This is a genomic window from Cerasicoccus arenae, assembly GCF_014651635.1.
GTDB classification, from domain to species: domain Bacteria; phylum Verrucomicrobiota; class Verrucomicrobiia; order Opitutales; family Cerasicoccaceae; genus Cerasicoccus; species Cerasicoccus arenae.
This window is the reverse complement of sequence record NZ_BMXG01000033.1, coordinates 1-19,102: the sequence shown is the minus strand read 5'-3', so window position 1 is coordinate 19,102 and position 19,102 is coordinate 1. Positions and strand designations below refer to the sequence as shown.

The following is a 19,102-nucleotide window of genomic DNA, read 5'->3' as shown; positions in this document are numbered from 1 at the left end:
GTATCAGTTAAATCACTCGGATATCTTTCACGCATCCCAAGTCTATCTCAGACTTGTAAATCAATGTACTGCATTTTTTGCGGGCCCCGACTTTTTAGACGCCCTCTAACAGATGGCAATTTCCATCAAATATAGCACTAGCAGCACAGACTAAGGGTATCATATCTAAGCATTCCAACTACCTTCGACACGCAGATAGCGCGGCTTAGCCTGCGGGCCATAGTTGTGCGCATTAAGCATCCAAATGAGCAACTCAATGGCTGCGACACCGACCTCTTCAGCACATTGATCAACACCGTTAACGTTCGGCAAATCCTTGGCTGTGGCATTTGCATCCAGCGAATAAAAGGTCGTGTTTGCAGCGAAATCGATACCTGCGCTCCGGAGTGCTCGATGGGGAGCAGAGACATTGCACAAGATCGCGTCCGGCTGCTTGTCACGGTACCATGCAACGAAATGCTCGTCGTTCCATTCATCGGGCACGAACGGTTCAATTAGCCGTGCTTTGCCCTTCGAAGACATCATGTAACGAAAAGCAGAATTCCATTCATTGAAAACGCGATCATCCTGCTCCCGTGTATTTACATAGGCGATGGACTGATAGTCACCATGAAGCAGATTCTCCAAAGCCAAGCGCATGCCTGAATAGTGGTTGTGCGAAACCCGGTTAATATTTGCGACCTCGAATGAGTCGCCAATGGCCACAATCGCGAACTCAGATGGTATTAATTTCATCCTACTGTGCGACACCGCCGCCGGCTCTAAGATGACGCCGCGTATCGCGCGCGCGCGGAGAATTTTAGACATACGCTCCGCCCGCATATTAGGCTCCATTGACCATATCGGCTCAACATCGTAGCCCAATTCACTGCCGCGGGACTTAGCCCCCTCGAAGTAAGCAAGGTCATTATACACCGAGCGCCAGTGCGTTTTGCTCTCGTAACAAGTGAGGTAGGCGATTTTATCGCGCACCATGTTGCGCCGTCCCGACCGGAGATGGTTCATCAACTCACGAGTAACCTTATCAGGATAATATCCCTCCTCCTTCGCTAACTGTTGAATGCGTCTACGGGTTTCTACTTTCAACGAAGGACTATTTCTCAGGGCCAGAGAAACAGTGGTTCGCGATACCCCAGCGATTCTTGCCAGCTCTCTGATTGAAGGTGATTTATTCGGTTCTATGGCCATCTTGTAATCCCTGTCTCATTACCTTTTTCTCTAGCCAGCTGGCTTAAGTCCCTTGCAGGGTTACCATCCGAAGCTCCGCTCGTTGTGGATCGGGAGTGAATACGATAAAAAGAGGAGTCTGGTCGGGAAGAATCGGCCGCTGTGCGGTGTATATGATGCGCTGACGGCCACGATCATCAATCGCAAACTGAAAGCTCAGCATATAGTTGGTAATCCCCGACAAAGGAATAGTCACCGATTCCCTCGGATTCAGCACCAGATTCTCTTCCCCTACTCTTGCGTAGATAACCTGATCAGATATGTTGAATATCTTACCGTGCCCGGCAGGAACATCGCCATCCGTAAAGTTGATCGGATAGAACTTAAACGGCTCTGAATTACTTTGATTCGAAGCAACCGCCAACAGCACTACACGTCGCCAATCCAAAGGTATGTCCGCATGCCCTTGGGCAACATGCACAACCCCCTCTTCGGTTGGCTGCTCCTTAAAGAAATCAATCCTTGGGAGACCATGATAATTGTGAAATGGAGTTTGCCGGCCATGGCTTACCCGCATGCGAGTTTCTCCCTTAGAATCGGCATAAAGCATATTTGGTGAACGATACAATGGCAGTATGCTCTGATCATCAGCACTCGGTTTGCTCGCTTTAGAAATGGGCGTTTTATAGGCACCCATATCGCCAGAGGGCCAGAGGTAAACCGAGAAGTCGATCGTAACGAAGTCCTCTTCCTGGGCCGGCAATTTAACCGCCAGCAGCAAGGCAAGCATGACAATAATTCGGATAACAGCGTTCATTCTTTTTATAGTGTAGGTGGGGTGCTGCCAGATGGATTCAACCAGCGAAATTCAACGATGCGAAAGCCCCTGCCAAACTGTTGATTAACGGACAAAACTGGATCCGCTTCGGCTGACGGATCCGCCTCGTCGTCCAGATATTCCGGATAGCGCTGAACAACAGCCTCACACCATGCAGAGGCCTCAGTCTTTCCGGTGAGAGGATCCTGCGACTCCCCATAGGCGCGGATGATAAATGTATCCGATCGCGCCACTAACACTGAGCCTAGGCGATAAAGTAAATCATACTGCGTGAAAAAGCCAGGCGTCCCGGCGGCGCGAGGCATTACTTCGGCCTCTGGAAAGGGCAGTTCGCCTGCTACGTAATTGGCTTTCTGCGTCATGTAGTATGTGTCATAGAACGATGCATTCAGAAGGTTCTTCCCTGACTTCGCAGCATCCATCGACACTTCGTCGATCGCCGCCTGAAGTGCGCCCTTCTGGTTCCAACCAAAAGCGCTGTCATCTGGTGACTCTACCCATTGCTCAGGTTTGTTAGTGGAAAGCGATCGATTCACAAACTCCGACATGGAACGAAATGGCCCGCGCATTTTAATCTGCTTAACGATTGCTTCGGCCAAGGCTTGAATCTCCTCACTGTTTAAAGTGCGGTAACCGCTGTAGACCACATCGCTTCGGGAATCATCCGCAGCGCGATCAAAGCCGTCCCCCCACACTCGCTGCCCGCGTGGATACGCCGCCTGATCATCTGCTAAAGCTTGGAAATCATCGCTTTGCTCCTGCATCGGAACCCCTAAAAAAGAGGCCAGCAATGCGGCCCACGCGTCAACCGACGTTGAGTTTACATTAAAGCCTCCATTCAACATTAAATGGCTCGAAGCCTTGTCGTAATCGAGAAGCTCCTGTAGCGTGGGATTACTCGGCTCATTAAGCACCAGTCTTGAATTCGGCAACTTGCTGGTGAGATCGAACCCGAGTCGGGGTACCGTTGAAAAGAAGTAGTGATCCCACAATACATCATTGAGCAAATACGGGTAGTCATACAAGGTGCCACGAAAATTAAAATCTCGTAGATTTGCATGTGACGGCCCGAAATCGGCAAAACTTTGAAAGAGATGATCCCTTGGAATGCGCGGATTGGCCAGTGAGTTTCCAATGCAATAGGCCGGTGTTAGATTTTGGAATCGTGCGTTACGAAATACGCTACGAGTAAAGACGCTCTGCGGGTCATCTTCGACGCGGAAGAAGTTCGAAAGATTCGCATGCGCCAACTGAGCAATGGAAGCCATGTGTTGCTCGCTTTCTGGCAAATCAAACAGAATAGTTTTCGTCGGCCCGTTACTTTCCGAAAAGCCGACGAAAGCACTGCCCTGCGGCGTTTGCACTACCTCGTAGTCAACCTCGGTTTCCAAGGTGTCCATGTAGGATAGATAACTCGGATTAACGGACGGATTCGCGTGCATGTAAGCATCTTCCAAGAGAGAACCACTGGGCCACTCGAACTGAGATGATCCGGAATATGTTGCCCGTGGATTATACGACCCCAACCAAGCAGGTATATTGTATGGACTACTCGGCAACTGATTATCGGTGAAGTTCATAACGGTCTTATAACCATAGAACTCATCAATTCGTGTAAGTGGTATATCGGGATTGAACTCATCGATGTTCAACGGGGGCGGCGATACTCCAGAAATTGTCGCTGGATTCAAAGTCATGACAACCTGCAACGGTTCGCCTTCGTATGGCGTGCCAGTTGACTTGCGGGCCAAGCGCCATGCGTAGTCCTTGTATTGCGGCATCGCTGGCTTCACCCGCGTCAATAAATTGCCCTCCTCGTCTTTGTGCAGAGCCTGCCAAACACTGCGTCGATAGAAGCTCGCCCCGAGCCGCATTCCTTCTTCGAGCACATTTGGGTCATTCAACATGGAGTCGTTCTCCCCAATAGGCGAAGGTTGAGCATTTCTCTGATAAGGAGAGTGCCAGGCAGGTGGAGAAAAAATCTTAGCTTCTCCAGGCTCGAAGCTCACATTGTTAATTTCAAACGAAAGTGAATCCCACCCTGGGAACCAGGCAGTAGCATCATCCGGGTCATAAACTTCGTTGCCATTCTCATCAACTGAGCGAAGGCGATACACCCGGTAGTTGTTACTATAGGCTTTTTCAAAGTACAGATTATATGGGTGCCAGATATCGTCCTCATCCGGCACGCCCACTTGCTGCCCTTCCTGCCACTTCAATCTGCCGAAATGTACGGTATAGTTCTCGCTTTCCAGTGGATAGGAATACGGGTTCCAAAGGACAACCGCAGGAAGGAAATGACACATAATATCCGCTCGCTCATCGGAAGTCCCACGGTTCACCCACTGATAGGTAACAAAGGTGTATAACTGCATGCCCGCCAAAACCGGATAAACCCCCATCTGGTCATCGAGCTGTTCCCTGACTTCGATACGACCGTCGTCATTGGGACGAAGATTGTAATAGCTGCGCAGTTGGTTCCAATCCGGACCACCTGGGTCTCGAGCCGTTGGCGTGTCACTCATCTGTGGCCCAAACATCTGCCCGGAGGGTTCGATTGAGCTCGACTGCAAACCAGCCGTGAGGTCTTTTTTCAAGCCGCCGTTTTTAACATCCGCCAGTACGCTCTGACTGAAACCGGTTAGCGATGGGCTCAACGCATGAATCTTACTTTCATCGAGCAGACTTCCATCATCTGCAATGAGGGGTAACTCCGAGAGGTTTGTAATTCGCTCAAGCTTGGCATTGCTGGCGATATCTATCTGTTCCAACACATCAATCACGTTGATTCCAAAGTGCTCCGGCACCACTGAATCAAATGAAGATCTTTCGGCATCGGCGACATCTGAGTTCTGAGAGAGACTGACTCGCGCCTTTACGCCCTCATCGCTGACCCAATAGGCATAAGCACCCTGCCCGGTGGAAATTTTCCCAACAACCACAGCTGGCAATAACTCACCGCTGTCCTCAGCAGCATACGGCGGGGTCATCTCAATCTTAGCATCTTCTGGGATGATAATGTCACTCACTGCCCCAGACGTATTTCCACTTGGCGTCGAAATAAGCCACTTCGGCGCATTAGAATAGTCGATAGCGTCGGTATCCGTTCGCCAAACACCGGTCCAGTGGCTCCGCTCAGTCGGCAACGTTTCCACCAAATCCGCAGTCGTGCTAATGCGCTGATCCGGCCCAAGCATTGATTGAATCTCCCCAAGAGCGGTGTATAACCCTAAAAGCGAAATTTGGCGGGCAGCCTGTACCGACTGGGATTGAGTTGCTAATTGTGTTTCGATGCGCACCAGCATGGACACACTCAACATCAGGAGCACAATGAAGCTCATAAGTGCGATCGCGATGATGAGCGCAAAACCCTTTCTGTTTTTATGTGGGGTCATAAAGAACATGGAGAACGACTATTGGAGTAATGCTGATGTGCGTTTGAGGTGAGGTATTGAGGTAAAGCTGAATCTGTAAGAAGGTTAGAAATCTATCAACAAATCACTAATTTGACAGTCAAATTGACGGCATTTCGGTGTTTTGGCTGCCAATGGATCGACGGATTACAGACTTGGCACCTTGCTCAAATCCTACATACCAGTTCACACTTCAAACATTCCACGCCTTGAATGAGCGGTTTGTTTGAGGTCGTCCGAGCGGCTTAGCCCGCCAACGTCACATCTGACTCTACCTCCTCTTGGACAAGCAAAATCGCAAAAGCGCTCCACTCGCCATCAAACTTCGCCGAGAGAGCCGCGCCCTTCAACTCGGGGGAAGACATTTGTTGCGGGAACACCTTTTTGATGCGCCATGATCCCGCTGGCAATTCAAGCTCCACAATCTCGGGTGGATCGCCTGCAAAGGCATGCCCCACAACGAGCGCTGCGCCGGCACCTTGCCTGACGACTGCCTGCCATCCCACCGGATTTCGGTAGCTAAGCACTGGGCCCCCGTATCGCTTGGATGTCCCATACGCGATAACCGCCGACGCTTCGTGATAGAAGGCTATTGCGAAGCGTAAAATATCCCGCTTCCATTCATCGAGTTGATCAATTTCGCCAGATAGTCCCATGCGCCCCAGAAAAGTGGCCGCCAAGGAATAGACGATTCGCTGGGCGTTATCACCTGATCGCAATACAGACCATATTTGCGAAGTTCGTGGCAGGAGCACACGGTGCAAATTCGCTGCAATGATTGGGATATCTGAAGTTTCATGCGCATCCGAAAAAGATGCAACATTCGCCAACTGCAACATCGATGGCTCAAGCCGATGCCCGCCGGAAGAGCACAGCTCAATCACGAGATTCGGCAAACGCTCGCGAATGCGAACGATGAATTTCTGCACGCACTCCAGATGTTCGCGTAAGCCTTCCCCCAGCGAATCAGTGCCATCGCAGCCAATTCCCAGGCTGTCATTGTAATCGATTTTCAAGTAGCCGAATTGGCATTCTTCCAACAAATCGATCATCTGCTCACTTAAATGATTCCAGACCCATGGATCACGAAAGTCCCAAAAACAACGCTGCCCGGATTGAATCGGGAAGCTATCACGATGGAGCAGATGCTCCCGGTTCTCATGAGTGTGGCCGTCAGTAACCTCGCAGCATTCCATTTCAAACCAAATGCCGGGAACCATGCCGCACTCGCGAATTTTTTTTGCAGTGACAGCTAAACCATCCGGAAATTTGGCGCGATTCTCTTGCCAACTGCCCATGCCCAAGCTCCAACCAGCATCAATTACAAAGATATCGATGCCCTCGCCCATAAGGATTTCAGCCATCTCCACCACATTCGCATGGGATGTCTTCCCCCAATGCGTGCACCAGTCATTGTAAATGATCGGCAAGCTCTGCTCGATTGGCAGTATCTCTTGCCGCTGCTGTCGTTGCAAAAAACGCTCGCAGGCATCGTCCAAACTAGCGCCCACGGTTAACATGGCCGTCGGAGAAGTAAAGCGCGCCCTAGGATTGATCCGCTTAAGCCAATGCCCGAACTCTCGATCAGCCAGCCCTCCCGAAATGCTAATGCAGTCATCACGACGGTGCGCTTCCAACTGCCACGAACCCGGACAAGCAAGCTGGGCAGCCCACGTAACGCCGACCTCCAAGTCTTCAATCGCGATAAAGGGATGCCATCCCCGAACCGGCATCGAACCGACTTGCCCAAAGCGCTCCGCCGTTGGGGTATCAGGATAATGAAAACACTCTAGCTGCATTTCCTCAATTGCGCGTGATTCCAATCGCCCCTCTGCGCACCAGGCGCTTCGCAACCGGTGTAAGACCAGACGTCCGGCAGCATCGCCACAGGCAAAAGGCGTGATACCTCCGAGCGAAAAGCTGCTGAACATCTCGAGCGTCAGCGGCTCATTGCTGTCATTGTGAAAAGTGGAGGTGACTTCAACAAATCCCTCCCCCTTCATCCACGTCAACTGATGCACGCAGTGGTATCGCCCGTCATCGCGCAAGACGGTCAAAATGGACTTTGACGTTTCGTCTTCAACAACACGTTGCCCATCAAACCGAAGCCGCTCAGTGGAGACGCTGTTGCGCATCGTGCGCCCCTGAGAAAACATTTTCGGGTAAGCGTCTCCAACTATCTTCAACTGGATGAGAGAATCCACGGTCCATGCCAGCGTCGAATTATTATGCGAGCGGCGCTTCACGACATCGGGAAGCCATTGAGTCGGAATCAGCATCAATCCCGTTGCCTGGGTATTCTCGTCGCGCAGATAAACGGCTTCAACATCACCAAGGGCAATAATCGAAACGACGCTGATATTTTCCGGCAACGGCAGATGCGACTCACACTGATTGGACGACACTATATTTTGCATAGCAACAATAACGGGCAAAGGGCAATTGGAGGTATCTTCCACAATCACCCGCATAAATCTGATGCTGCGCTACTCGCTCGCCTTAGAGAACAACTCGAGAAACGCTGCGCTGGATTTGGGAAACTTCGTTTCGGTTTTACCTGTTGGGTCCGGGCAGAGTTGATGCGCACCATCATGAGCGTCGACATCAAAATAACATTGAAATGCTACGTTGTTGTCGGGGTTCGAAATAAACTCATGCATCTTACGAATGAAGAATGGATTGTCATCGCCTCCATGTCCGTCCTTTCGAGCACAGACTCCCCACTCCGGAATAGTGAGAGGCTTGTTTCGCTCCTTCGCGAATTTCACCCAATAAGGAAGCCCATATGCATGCACATTGTTTTTAACTTCGTCCCAGACTTTACGCTGGCGTCGCTCAATTTCGTCGGGGCTCGCACCTTCCGGGAATGGATAAGTGTCTTTTGCCCAGGATTGATCATAAACATCGACTCCAACGTAATCAACAAAGTCATCTCCAGGCCATGCTAATGCGGGATCATAGGGCCACCAAGGTTCCATTGCCGGATTCCAGAGGAACTTAAGTCCCCCCGCGCCTGGAACTGAACGCATCGACTTTACAATCTCACGGAAATAGGCAGCGAAGTGTGGCGCTAACTCCTTGTTATCAGCACGCCACGCGTACCAACCGCCGTTAAATTCCCAACCAGGCCGCACAATGGTGTCACCTAAGCCATAGGCTACGAGATTTTCCGCCAATTTTACGAAATACTCGTTGTAAGCGCCGGCTCCACCCTCTTCGAGCGAAACTGGCGTATCTACCCCCGGCCCGATGGAAGGGCCATTGCGATCCCAACCACCTGGCAGTATTGGAACGCTAAGAATTAAGCGACGCCCGGGATATTTTTTATTCCAGTCACGCCAAGTGGCCAACTGCCACTCTTCGCCTTCAATTTTATTCCACCCCTCGTTCGGCATAAAATCTTCCGCCCAGACAGACTGACAGCCAATCCAATCACCATAGGCATCGTAGAGCCCCTTTACAGCGCCGGACACCCCCCAGCGATAAGTAACAATATATGGTTCAGAATTGTCGTTTACCTTCGGCTCATCTGCCGCATGCGTAGAGAGTAATTGCAACGTCGCGAAAAAAAGGGCGATGGCCTTAAAGCACTTTAACTTAGTCATGTATATCCTTATAAATCAGGGTTGTTGAAATTAAATAAGCCCTATGATCCCGAATGGAACACATCCCGCAACTACGGCTTTGATTGACAGTCAAACAGTAACTTCGCCTTGAGGCCATGCGAGGTTCGATTGTGAGCCAATCAATCGATAAGCGCGCGGGGAATGCCTGACTTTTCGGGTAAACCAATTCGAGAAATGCGCTGCTGAACTAAACCCCAACTCAAAAGCGATTTCTTTCATAGGCAGCTCGGTTTCTGAAATAGCGTGCTTCGCAAACTCTAACCTTAAACTTTCGTAGTATTGAAATGGAGACAAGCCAGTCTCTCGTTGAAACACCCTTGCCAGTTGGTTGATGCTAAGACCACAATGCCGCGCGAGATCCGCTTCAGTGAACTTGTCGCGCATTCGATGCTCCTCAATATAAGCTAGGGCGCTTACCACTCGTTCATCACGTTCGCCAGAGTCCACCGGGCGCTCTCCTGCCCACTCAAGCGCCGCAACATACTCAGCGAGCCAGTTCATAAACGCGGATTCGATACGAAAATTCTCCACCAGCGGAATTTTCATGCGTGAAGTCCAAAGTGTGCCGGTAGAGTTGACGCGTATGTTCGCCTCAACCAAGGCCTTCGCGCTACTCGTGAGACCTGGATGTTCGGATACATCGAGCACAATATCTCTCGCTGGCGCATAAAGCAACTTACCGCCTCGAAGCCTCAAGTGAAAGCGTATGGAGATAACGGCGGAACCATCTTCAAAATGCTGGTGACCGTTTTCTGCGCGTAAAAAAATCCACTGCCCGGCTGTGGCTCGTGTGACACCATTACGATAGGAGATTTCCACCGAACCTCGCTTAATAAACCAAACAACCGAATCGGTGCCGCCGCGCGTTTCGCCAACATCAAGATACTTTGCCTCAACCTCACGTTCATTGGCCCAAATCAGCCGAGAGTGTATGCCGTTAAAGTCCATAAATGGACCTCTGCTGATTGCTCGAGCCATGGTGACTTAATGTAACTTTTGGGTGTAATTCCGCAAGCCCATAAACTTGTCTATAGGATTTAAAATTAAGATTATTATGACCTTAGCAATAAGCAGATTCGAAAAACAATTACCATAACACACAAGACAGGTTTGAACGAAAAAGACAAACAACCAAAAGAACACACATGAATACCTCAAAACTTATCCCCATCCTGGCAATTGCCGCTACTTCTTCGACTTCGTGCTTTGGAGTCACAATCTACTTGGACTTTGGTCCAACCGCAACAAGCACACCCGCCAACAGCCCGTATACAACATCCGGAACGCCGACATGGAATACCGTCGGCGTTACTGACGTTGCAGCAGGATCGATTCTGGACATCAATGGATCTATAGCGACGGGAGTCAGCTTGGATATCGGCTCAGCAGCTGGCTCGGGCTCAACGCCCAACACAACCCTGTCACTTTCGAGTCAGCCCACCTCATCGTCCAACCTAGGAGGCATCTACAACACCGGCATCTATGCAGGCAGTTCGGTTGGCACGGATGGAATCTTCAATAGCCCGGGCGGCAATACTCAATCAGCCGCCGTTGGTTTTCAGATTGGTGGTCTCGATGCCGGAATCTATGAAGTCTATGTAGCTGCACGCAACACGAGCCGCACTGAAAACGATGGCATCTACTCCCAGACGGTATCCGTCGGCTCATCTTCATCGGCGGGCAACTTCAGTTACCTCTCCAGCTCAGGCAGCAGCGGCAGCACAACAGCAGAGACACTCAACTACAACACGGTTTCATCAACGTCCGCCTGGATTGAAGATTCGAACTACCTGAAGTACACGATCACACTAGCCGAAGGCGGTTTTCTGAACCTGGCCGTACTTGGCGGAGGCGTTGATCGCCGGGGCTTTCTGAATTCAGTGCAAGTCGTGTCGATCCCGGAACCTTCAAGCTTTGCAGCTCTATTCGGCCTCGCGACCCTTGCATTCCTCGTGCGCCGTCGATTTATCAAAAGCTAAATCGCCCGATTCCATTCACTCCAAAGCCGCCAGTCTATTACAGCTGGCGGCTTTTATTTTCGCTACTGCTGTGAGCATATCATGTAAATCCGCAACTGCGAAAGCGGAGAATCAGACGAACGACCAAGTATATTCCAGCTGAGGAAATTCAGGTAAATCCAAATTCGTCCGAGGACGTTGCGACGAAACATTGAACCTGCTTGTTACCCACAAACATCTATCAATCAGACGAGACAGCTACAGCATCGTCCCTTTGAGGACTCTTTTCAGACCAAACGTTTCTCGTGCGATAAGCAGATGTCGATTCAGTGCAAAATTCCGTCGATTAGTACGCCTAAATGTCCACTCAAATAGCAGATTAAACAATCATAAATTACTTCTATCATTCAGCTATATATATTCAATTATTTGATAGGCGAGCGCGCCCCCAAACGCCACGATCACCTGAGTTCTTATCGGTGCCATTCCAAACCAATTGGTGCGTACGGGTTTCCCCATCGCCACTGTTGTCGATAGCCAGATCGAAGAGCATCTCCATACCGGCATTCGGAGTAATGCCCAGCGCGGACCACGGAAGTTCAACCCGCAGCATGTAGCCATCACCGGAGACATCCTTGGCCAAAATAGCCCGACATCCCTCCGAAGACTCAGGATGATCGACAATGTAGATTTCTGGGTTTTCAGAAGCTGAGATAAGAATGTGTCGATCACTGTAAAGTGGACTCCCCTCTTGGTCAGGATTCCTTGATCCGATAAAGAGTTCGATGCAATCCGCAGCCCAAGCGTATGCCGCTGGCTTGTGATTAAGCGCGGGAGTTGGATCGGAAACCTGAATGATCAAGTGGAGAAATCCTTCATCCCAGCAGAGCCGAAACGCGCCACTGAGCCCCGGCTCCATAGTTCCCAACACAATGCTAGATGATCCAATTGGCTCCGCTGGCCGACCAGGCCAACCGGTCGTTGTCAGTTCAAAAGTCAGCTCTTCCAAACTCCGCGGAATGGCAACATATTTTGTGGCCTCTCGCCCTTTTCCACTGAAGCGAGGATCATCAAAAGCGTAGGCCTCCTCATGACCGAGGAGAACTTCGTAAATGCGGGCATGGGTCAAAGCTGCGGCCGTAACCAAAGGTTCGTAAGGGCGGTCAGTCACATCAACAAGCCCGGTATTGTTTCCCTCTCCATTAAAACCTTCGAAGAATCTACCCGTAATTGCCTGATCAGTGTAGATAAACCATTGCGAACCTACAACGACACCGGTAGCTGCGGCCTGCTCAACATAGTTGCGATAGGCCATTCCGCGCTCCGCTTGATCGTTAACTTCTTTCGCTGCCCCGAGTCCATGATCTGTGGCGCTGAAATACCATTCGCTCAACAACAAGGGACGCTGCCCCCATTCATAGATTTTTTCGAAAAATCCCTCTTCAATTTGATACGTGTAGTAGTTTACGCTAATGACATCCAAATATTTTCCAGCGATTGAAACAACATCCCGGTTGTTTGCCGTGTGCGGTGTCCAACGACTACCAATCAGCAGGTGATTGGGGTCGTGCTTCTTAAAGATTTTCCGGATGGATCCATAGTAGGCATCGAGATACAACTGAAGAAAGGCGCGCATATCCGCAGCCGCCGCATCACTGCGAATAATAAGCGGAAACTCAGCGGCCTCAGCAAACGACTCGAACGACTTCGCCGGCAACCATGCCGCATTAAAAGATTCGATGTCGACATACTCCTCTTGCAACAGCTGCATCAATCGCGCCTTGGCCGGAGATTGCGAAGCTTGATAACGCACGACGTGCTTCGGAATATTTTCGAGGTGTTGCTCGTTTCCGAGAAAATAGCCAATGACCAGCGGGTCATTCGCCCGAGGTGCGATGTGCTTTTGATAGGCTTCATCGATGGCCGCTTCAAAACCAGGCGCAAAAGGATCTGCTATCTCGGCAGCGCCGATTTTCTCGGGCAGCATTATCGCGCCTTGCTTTTTTCCATCAGGCAAAAAGGCCACGGTTGGAAATCCTTCTTCGCGCATTGCCACGGTGTAGGGACCAAATGCGCCCAGACTATTAAAGCCCCAGGCTCGCAGACGCTTAATGGCCTGCACAGACCATTCATCGAAAGAATAAGGCTTACCGTATTTACGTATCCAGTTTACGATCTGAAAAGAAAAGACTCCCCATGACGGACTATTCCCCCTCCAAGCGCTTTTCCATTTTTCATTATCTGAGCTTGGTAGCCACTCATAGATTTTCTCCCGTCCTTTCACCGCGGTGAAATCGTCCGTATTCACCACCCCACAGACGCCTAGCTGAAAGAATAGATTGCCTTCAGGCGTCACCAGAACATGGCGATCATTTTCAACTGTGGTCACGTAAAAAAAGCCGCTGGCATTCAAGCCGTAAAGCTCCCGACTGCCAGCCAAGCCGCCAAAGGCGTCCAGTTCTGGCCCTTCATAGGAACCCAGCGCCTCTGCTTGAGCAGCAACATCGGCCTGAAGCTGCGAATCATCAGTGATTTTCCCAGGCCATTCTTTCAAGGTCGACTGCCCGTAACGATCGACCAGAAAATCCCGATGCAAACTCCCCTGAGCTGGCTTTATCACTTCGACCCGAAACACGAATGAATCCTGCCCAGGATAGCGCTTGAAGTCGTAGCGATAGATCCACGCAAAAATGTTCCAATTCCAAGTGCGGTTATCCTGAAGCTGCTGATAGGCGCTTGGAGTTGTAATGCGGATGCCATCACCCAGTGCGTGAATGATCTCTAAGCGGTCAGCCTCACCGTGCGCCAGAAACTGACCAGCGTGCTTCCCCGGAAATTCTCCTTGCATGGCTCCCAGTGAATATTTGCCTGCGTTGTTCAAATTGATCGGAATGTAAGTGATAAACTTCAGCGATGCCGCACGTTCGGGCATGCGGATCATTTCATACTTAATTTCACTATTTCCAGACATTCGAATACTGATGGCAAATCCATCGTCATAGATGACGCTCAACTCGCCATCTCGTAGCGTCGACGTTGGCTTATGCTCCTGCCCATCATCCGAAATATAGATTGGCGCAGGGATGCTGTATTCGCCAATGGCACCCGCATTGATGGTTACCCCTTGGGCATCGAGCGTCAACATATCCGCCAAGCCGCCACAAGGTGCCCAAAACAGCAGCACGGTTAAAAGTAATAAAGAGGTAGACTTCATAAAAGATTAAGCCTCGAAGGAACTGCCAAACTTATTCCAACCTTGTCGACAAACAACGCGAGAGGAATTTGACAGTCAAATCCCCCCAGACAGTCTCCTCTACCATTGACCGTCAAACAACAAGTGCATCGGCAGCATTTAGCAAGACAGGCTATGCTGACAACGTTAACAATTCGTATTCTCTAAACCCGGTCGCCCACGCGCGATATAACCCCATACTCCAATGCCTAACACCCTACGATGGCCGCTCATGGCGGCGCTTACGCTAACTGCAGGCCTGTGCTTGAACATACACGCCGATCCGGTCCCCCCATCTGACAATACGGAGGTGCCCTACATGGGCGTTTACGAATGGGGTTTCACCCAGGGAACCAACATCAATCGCCACGAGTTCGCCGCCTCATGGCTTGCACGCTCCAACCTCTGGACTGAGACCTTTACAGCGACTAACACTTGGACCGATATCAGCGGCCCAGGCTGGCTGCTCGATCCAGTAGCCTGGTGGCTCGAGCAACATGATCAGCGTGTGTGCGTTCTGTCCGTCGCTATGCTGCCTGGACCATGGGATGGCAGTGGCCCGACATCAGGACCAGGAGCGGGTTCACCTGTATCGCTGGCAACGGGAGCTACGGGCGCCTACAACTCCTATTTCACCACACTAGCGCAAAACCTGGTGGCGCGCAACATGGTGGACAACACCATCATTCGCCTCGGCTGGGAATTCAACGGAGGTTGGTATACCTGGCGTGCAGACTCCGCTTCAAAGGCGGCCAACTTTGTTGCTTATTGGCAGGAAATCGTAACAGCAATGCGGTCCGTTCCCGGTGCTGCGGATTTAAAGTTTTGCTGGAATGGTATCAACGTGTGGATGTCATATCCACTTGAGGACGCCTGGCCGGGGGACGACTATGTCGACTATGTTGGCGTTGACCTATATGACCAAAGCTGGGCATCCAACACCTATCCATACCCCGACGGTGCAACACCCGAGCAAATACTTGCGCGGCAGCAAAACGCCTGGACGTCTTACTCCAGCACTTACGACTATGGTCTGGCATGGTGGCGCAATTTTGCCGCAGCTCACAACAAACCACTGAGCATACCCGAGTGGGGGCTTTGCGACCGCTCAGATGGCCATGGCGGTCAGGACAACGCCTACTACATCCAGCAGATGCACGACTTCATTCAAGACCCGGCCAACAATGTCGCCTTCCATGTCTACTTCGATGTTCAGGCACCCGATGGAGGGCATCAAGTAACGCCCTACAATGGATTCATCACCAGTTTTCCAGACGCTGCAGTGCTTTATCGTGAGCTCTTTGCCTACCTGCCATGGGATGCTTACGAGATTGGCAACACCGGCTTGGCTGGTGACTCAACGCCGCTTGCTTCAGGCGATGCAACAGTTGCTGGCGCAGGCAGCGGCTACAGCGACGGTGCCACGACTGATGCTTTCCACTTAATGGGAAAACCACTAACTGGTAACAACGAAATCCTGCTGCGTATAGACTCCGCAACTGGCTCGGGAACCGCGCAGTCTGGCATTATGATTCGCGATGGGGCCACGGCCAATGCCAGTTATGCTGCCGTCTATCTCTCCAATGGCTATTGCTCGTTTCAATCCCGCTCCTCTACAAGCACCGCTGCCAAACGCTCTCAGATCACCGCGAATGTCTCCGCGCCGCAATGGCTAGCCCTTCGCCGCCGTGGCGATCAGGTACTCGCCTACCACTCGCCTGACGGCACCAGTTGGAGCTATGCTGGAAGTGCGAATGTTCAGCTTAGCAGTGAAGCCATTTACGGCATCGCAGTTTCCAGCGGTTCGACCACCGTGCTCAACACAGTTGCCGTGTCGAGCATTGATCAGCCCATATCGGTCATCCTTGACAACACAGCAAGCAGTGGCGTGACCAAAGTTGGAACTTGGTCTGCCTCCACCAGTTCGCCCGGATTCCGCCAAACGGATTACTTGCACGACGGCAACTCCGGCAAAGGCAGCAAAAGTGTGACATTCAGCCCCAGCCTGCCATCTGCTGGCATTTACCGTGTTTATCTGAATTGGACAGACAGCACAATCAGGGCTTCCAACGTCCCCGTTACGGTAACCCATCTCAATGGCAGCACCCAGCTCACCATCGATCAACAGCAGCCGGGACAATGGGTGGACCTGGGTCTGTATACCTTCGCCTCCGGATCGACAGGCAGCGTCACGATTTCGAACGCTGGCACGTCCTCCTACGTGGTGGCGGACGCCGTGGAGTTTGTCGCCAGTGCGCCCGATATCATAGTATTAGACAGCACCGCCAACACTGGCGTCGTCCTGACCGGAGCGTGGTCGTCCAGCACGGCCATGCCTGGCTACTACGGGGTGAACTATCTTCACGATAACAACGTCAACAAAGGTGCCAAGAGCGTTACTTATACGCCTAATATCCCCTCCGAAGGTTTGTATCGAGTCTACCTCAACTGGGGCTACGGCTACGCCAATCGCGCAAGTAATGTCCCATTCGACGTGACCGACGCAGATGGTTTGCAGGGCTACGCAATCAATCAACAGGTCGACGGCTATTGGGTCTGGTTGGGAGATCATTACTTCATTGCTGGGACCTCCGGGACGCTACAGCTCGGAACTGCTGGCACGAATGGTTACGTATTGGCCGACGGCGTGATGTTGGAAGCCATTACGCAAATGCCAGCACAATAAACGACCGCAAAGAGCGTTTTTGACTGTCCAGTGGGCGCGTGATTGGTCACGCGCTCATTTTATTTACGGTAGCAACACCACTGGTGAGTGCTCTGCGACAGTCGCTTGTCAAATAGTTTCCTAGGGCGTGTTCAGGTAAATGAGTGCATCAAAAATCACCGCGATATGAATGAACGCGGTGAACATGATGTCGAGTTTTTCGAATCTAGAGAAGATTCTTCGAAAACCTTTGAGCCTTCGAAAAAGTCGCTCCAACTCGTTGCGTCGTTTATATAGTTCATGGTTATACTCCCATTTATTTATGCGGTTAATCTTGGGTGGCACGACTGGATCTAGGCTCAAATCGAAGACGAGCTGGCGAGTCTCGTCGCCCTCGTAAGCGCGGTCCATGATAATGGTTTTCAGAGATTGAGGACGCCCTGAAGCCCACCGTTTGAGCCGGCTTCGTCCTTCTGGTCCGTCACCGTTTTGTCCCGGCGAGAGGCTGAAGCACAGTGCCGTTCGCGCATCGCCGACAACCATATGAATCTTGGTTGTGAGTCCGCCGCGTGAGCGTCCGATGGCTTGCGGTCCGTTTTTTTAGTGCACCGGTACCATCGGGATTTGCTTTGACCGAAGTGCTGTCCAGCGAACCAGCTGTGATCTTGAAATGGATAAGTTGCTCTTGCTACGACGTCTCAAGAAGCTTGAGGATGAGAACCTAAGTTTACGCAAACTGGTGGCTGACTTGAGTCTGGATAAACATATCCTCCAGGAGATCGTGTCAAAAAAGCTCTGAGGCCTGTACGTAAGGCAGAGTTGATCCGATAGGCATCTGATGTCTATCGGATCAGCGGCCGTCGCGGGTGCAGGCTCCTGGAGTTGAACCGCTCTACTTTTGCGTATCGGCATGTCGAGCCCCCGGACGAAGGTGCCTTACGGTTGCGCATTCTTGATTTGGCCGCTGTGCGTGTGCGCTATGGCTATCGCTATCTGACGGTTCTGCTCAAGCGAGAGGGCTGGCAAGTTGATCCCAAGCGAGTTTCCGCATCTATAAGGCTGAAGGGCTTGATCTGAAGCGTAAAAAAGAGCAAGAAGCGTGGCTCCTGCGTTCGCGCTCCATTGGGGTAGACAATGGACCTGAGTTTGCTGGCAAAGTGCTCGATGCCTGTGCTTATGCCAATGAGGTTCAGCTTGATTTTATCCGACCAGGCAAACCAACCGAAAATGGCTATATCGAGTCCTTCAATGGCAAGCTACGCGATGAGCTGTTGAACACTGAGATTTTCTTTTCCCTGTCCGAGGCCAGGGAAAAGCTTGAAGAATACCGCCTCGATTATAATACCTATAGACCGCACAGCTCGCTGGGCTATCGGCCTCCGGCCGAATACGCTCAGCAAGCTGCATCCAAAACAACAACAACCCAATCGAAACGGAAAATCCTAGCACTGCCGTTGGCATGAAGATTGGGAGCGGGTCAAAATTGATGTCTATTTGAACCCGTAATCAAAGATCGTGAATTCCAACAGCTAGGTAATAATCGTTATGTTGGGTCGAGTGGGTCAAGCGGCGATTCTGTGTTGTAGGTTGTTGGGTGAAAGGAAGTGCAAGATCTTGCGTGGGCGTTGATTCAGTTCGGTTTCGATGAGGGCGAGGCTAGCCTCGCCCTCATCGAGGAAGTTGGTTCCCTTGGGGAAGTATTGGCGGACGAGTCCGTTGAAGTTTTCGACGCCGCCTTTCTCCCAGGAGTGGTAGGGCTGGCAAAAGTAGCCAGCCGCACCGAGGGCCTCGGTGACCTGCTCGTGTCCGGCAAACTCCAATCCGTTGTCGTAGGTGATCAGTTCGGGCGCGGTAGCCAGCCAGGGCCGTGATGATAGCCTGGGCGGTCAACCGTGGCATCCTTGCTCAGCAGCAGATAGCCAGCGCCCCGGCAACCCGCGATAAGGTCGCACTCCCAGTCGCCGTAACGCTCGCGTCGCCCCACGATGGGCGGGCGCTGCTCAATGCCCACGCGGTTTGGAAGCTTGCTGCGGCTGGTTTTGTACTTGTGGCGATAGCGGCGTTTGCCGTTGATGCGCAGGTGCAGGTAAAGCCGCCCGCCACGGTCGCGGGCAGCCCGGGTGAACGTGTAGATGCTCGTGCGTGAAGGAGCTCGTTGGCCCTCCCGCCGCAGCGCACCGCTGATCTGCTCCGGGCTGTGCTT

11 protein-coding genes and 3 pseudogenes are annotated in these 19,102 nt (G+C 51.6%); 4 read left to right on the top strand and 10 right to left on the bottom strand.

Features of this window, described 5'->3' with window-relative positions; translation table 11 throughout:
- Positions 1-165: 165 nt before the first annotated feature.
- The 6 genes from IE065_RS17305 to IE065_RS17280 all read right to left on the bottom strand — a co-directional run bounded on the left by IE065_RS17305 (position 166) and on the right by IE065_RS17280 (position 10,022).
- Positions 166-1,188, bottom strand: a complete 1,023-nt coding sequence (locus IE065_RS17305; RefSeq protein ID WP_189517446.1) for a LacI family DNA-binding transcriptional regulator — start codon at positions 1,186-1,188, stop codon at positions 166-168.
- Positions 1,189-1,231: 43 nt separating this feature from the next.
- Positions 1,232-1,984, bottom strand: coding sequence for a hypothetical protein (locus IE065_RS17300; protein ID WP_189517444.1), 753 nt, complete (start codon positions 1,982-1,984; stop codon positions 1,232-1,234).
- 5 nt (positions 1,985-1,989) lie between these two features.
- A complete protein-coding gene (locus IE065_RS17295; RefSeq protein WP_200163436.1) occupies positions 1,990-5,400 on the bottom strand; it encodes a hypothetical protein in 3,411 nt (1,136 codons plus the stop codon).
- A gap of 263 nt (positions 5,401-5,663) precedes the next feature.
- Positions 5,664-7,835: a glycoside hydrolase family 36 protein gene (locus IE065_RS17290; protein ID WP_189517440.1), complete on the bottom strand. Its 2,172-nt coding sequence runs from the start codon at positions 7,833-7,835 to the stop codon at positions 5,664-5,666.
- 69 nt (positions 7,836-7,904) lie between these two features.
- Positions 7,905-9,023 (bottom strand): glycoside hydrolase family 26 protein, encoded by a 1,119-nt coding sequence (locus IE065_RS17285; RefSeq protein ID WP_189517438.1) that lies wholly within the window; start codon positions 9,021-9,023, stop codon positions 7,905-7,907.
- Between the two features lie 90 nt (positions 9,024-9,113).
- Complete coding sequence (locus tag IE065_RS17280; RefSeq protein WP_189517436.1) at positions 9,114-10,022, bottom strand: helix-turn-helix domain-containing protein; 909 nt, start codon at positions 10,020-10,022, stop codon at positions 9,114-9,116.
- Between the two features lie 167 nt (positions 10,023-10,189).
- Between IE065_RS17280 and IE065_RS17275 the strand changes: the two genes are divergently transcribed.
- Positions 10,190-11,023 (top strand): PEP-CTERM sorting domain-containing protein, encoded by an 834-nt coding sequence (locus tag IE065_RS17275; protein ID WP_189517434.1) that lies wholly within the window; start codon positions 10,190-10,192, stop codon positions 11,021-11,023.
- Between the two features lie 400 nt (positions 11,024-11,423).
- Here the strand turns inward: IE065_RS17275 and IE065_RS17270 are convergent, their stop codons facing one another.
- Positions 11,424-14,216, bottom strand: coding sequence for a sugar-binding protein (locus IE065_RS17270; RefSeq protein ID WP_189517432.1), 2,793 nt, complete (start codon positions 14,214-14,216; stop codon positions 11,424-11,426).
- Positions 14,217-14,439: 223 nt separating this feature from the next.
- Between IE065_RS17270 and IE065_RS17265 the strand changes: the two genes are divergently transcribed.
- Positions 14,440-16,920, top strand: a complete 2,481-nt coding sequence (locus tag IE065_RS17265; protein WP_189517431.1) for a golvesin C-terminal-like domain-containing protein — start codon at positions 14,440-14,442, stop codon at positions 16,918-16,920.
- 120 nt (positions 16,921-17,040) lie between these two features.
- Here IE065_RS17265 and IE065_RS17260 read toward each other — a convergent pair.
- Positions 17,041-17,584: pseudogene (locus IE065_RS17260) on the bottom strand (IS5 family transposase); the annotation flags it as partial.
- A 275-nt stretch (positions 17,585-17,859) separates the two neighbouring features.
- Between IE065_RS17260 and IE065_RS18450 the strand changes: the two are divergent.
- A pseudogene (locus IE065_RS18450) lies at positions 17,860-17,987 on the top strand (IS3 family transposase); the annotation flags it as partial.
- A 33-nt stretch (positions 17,988-18,020) separates the two neighbouring features.
- A pseudogene (locus tag IE065_RS17250) lies at positions 18,021-18,362 on the top strand (integrase core domain-containing protein); the annotation flags it as partial.
- Between the two features lie 99 nt (positions 18,363-18,461).
- On the opposite strand, the gene IE065_RS17245 reads toward IE065_RS17250, so the two are convergent.
- Positions 18,462-18,737 carry an IS30 family transposase gene (locus tag IE065_RS17245; RefSeq protein WP_268244971.1) on the bottom strand — a complete coding sequence of 92 codons (276 nt, stop codon included), beginning with the start codon at positions 18,735-18,737 and terminating at the stop codon, positions 18,462-18,464.
- The coding region (locus IE065_RS18160; protein WP_484484291.1) for a transposase family protein at positions 18,737-19,102 on the bottom strand (366 nt) is incomplete at its 5' end. The genes IE065_RS18160 and IE065_RS17245, both read right to left, overlap by 1 nt.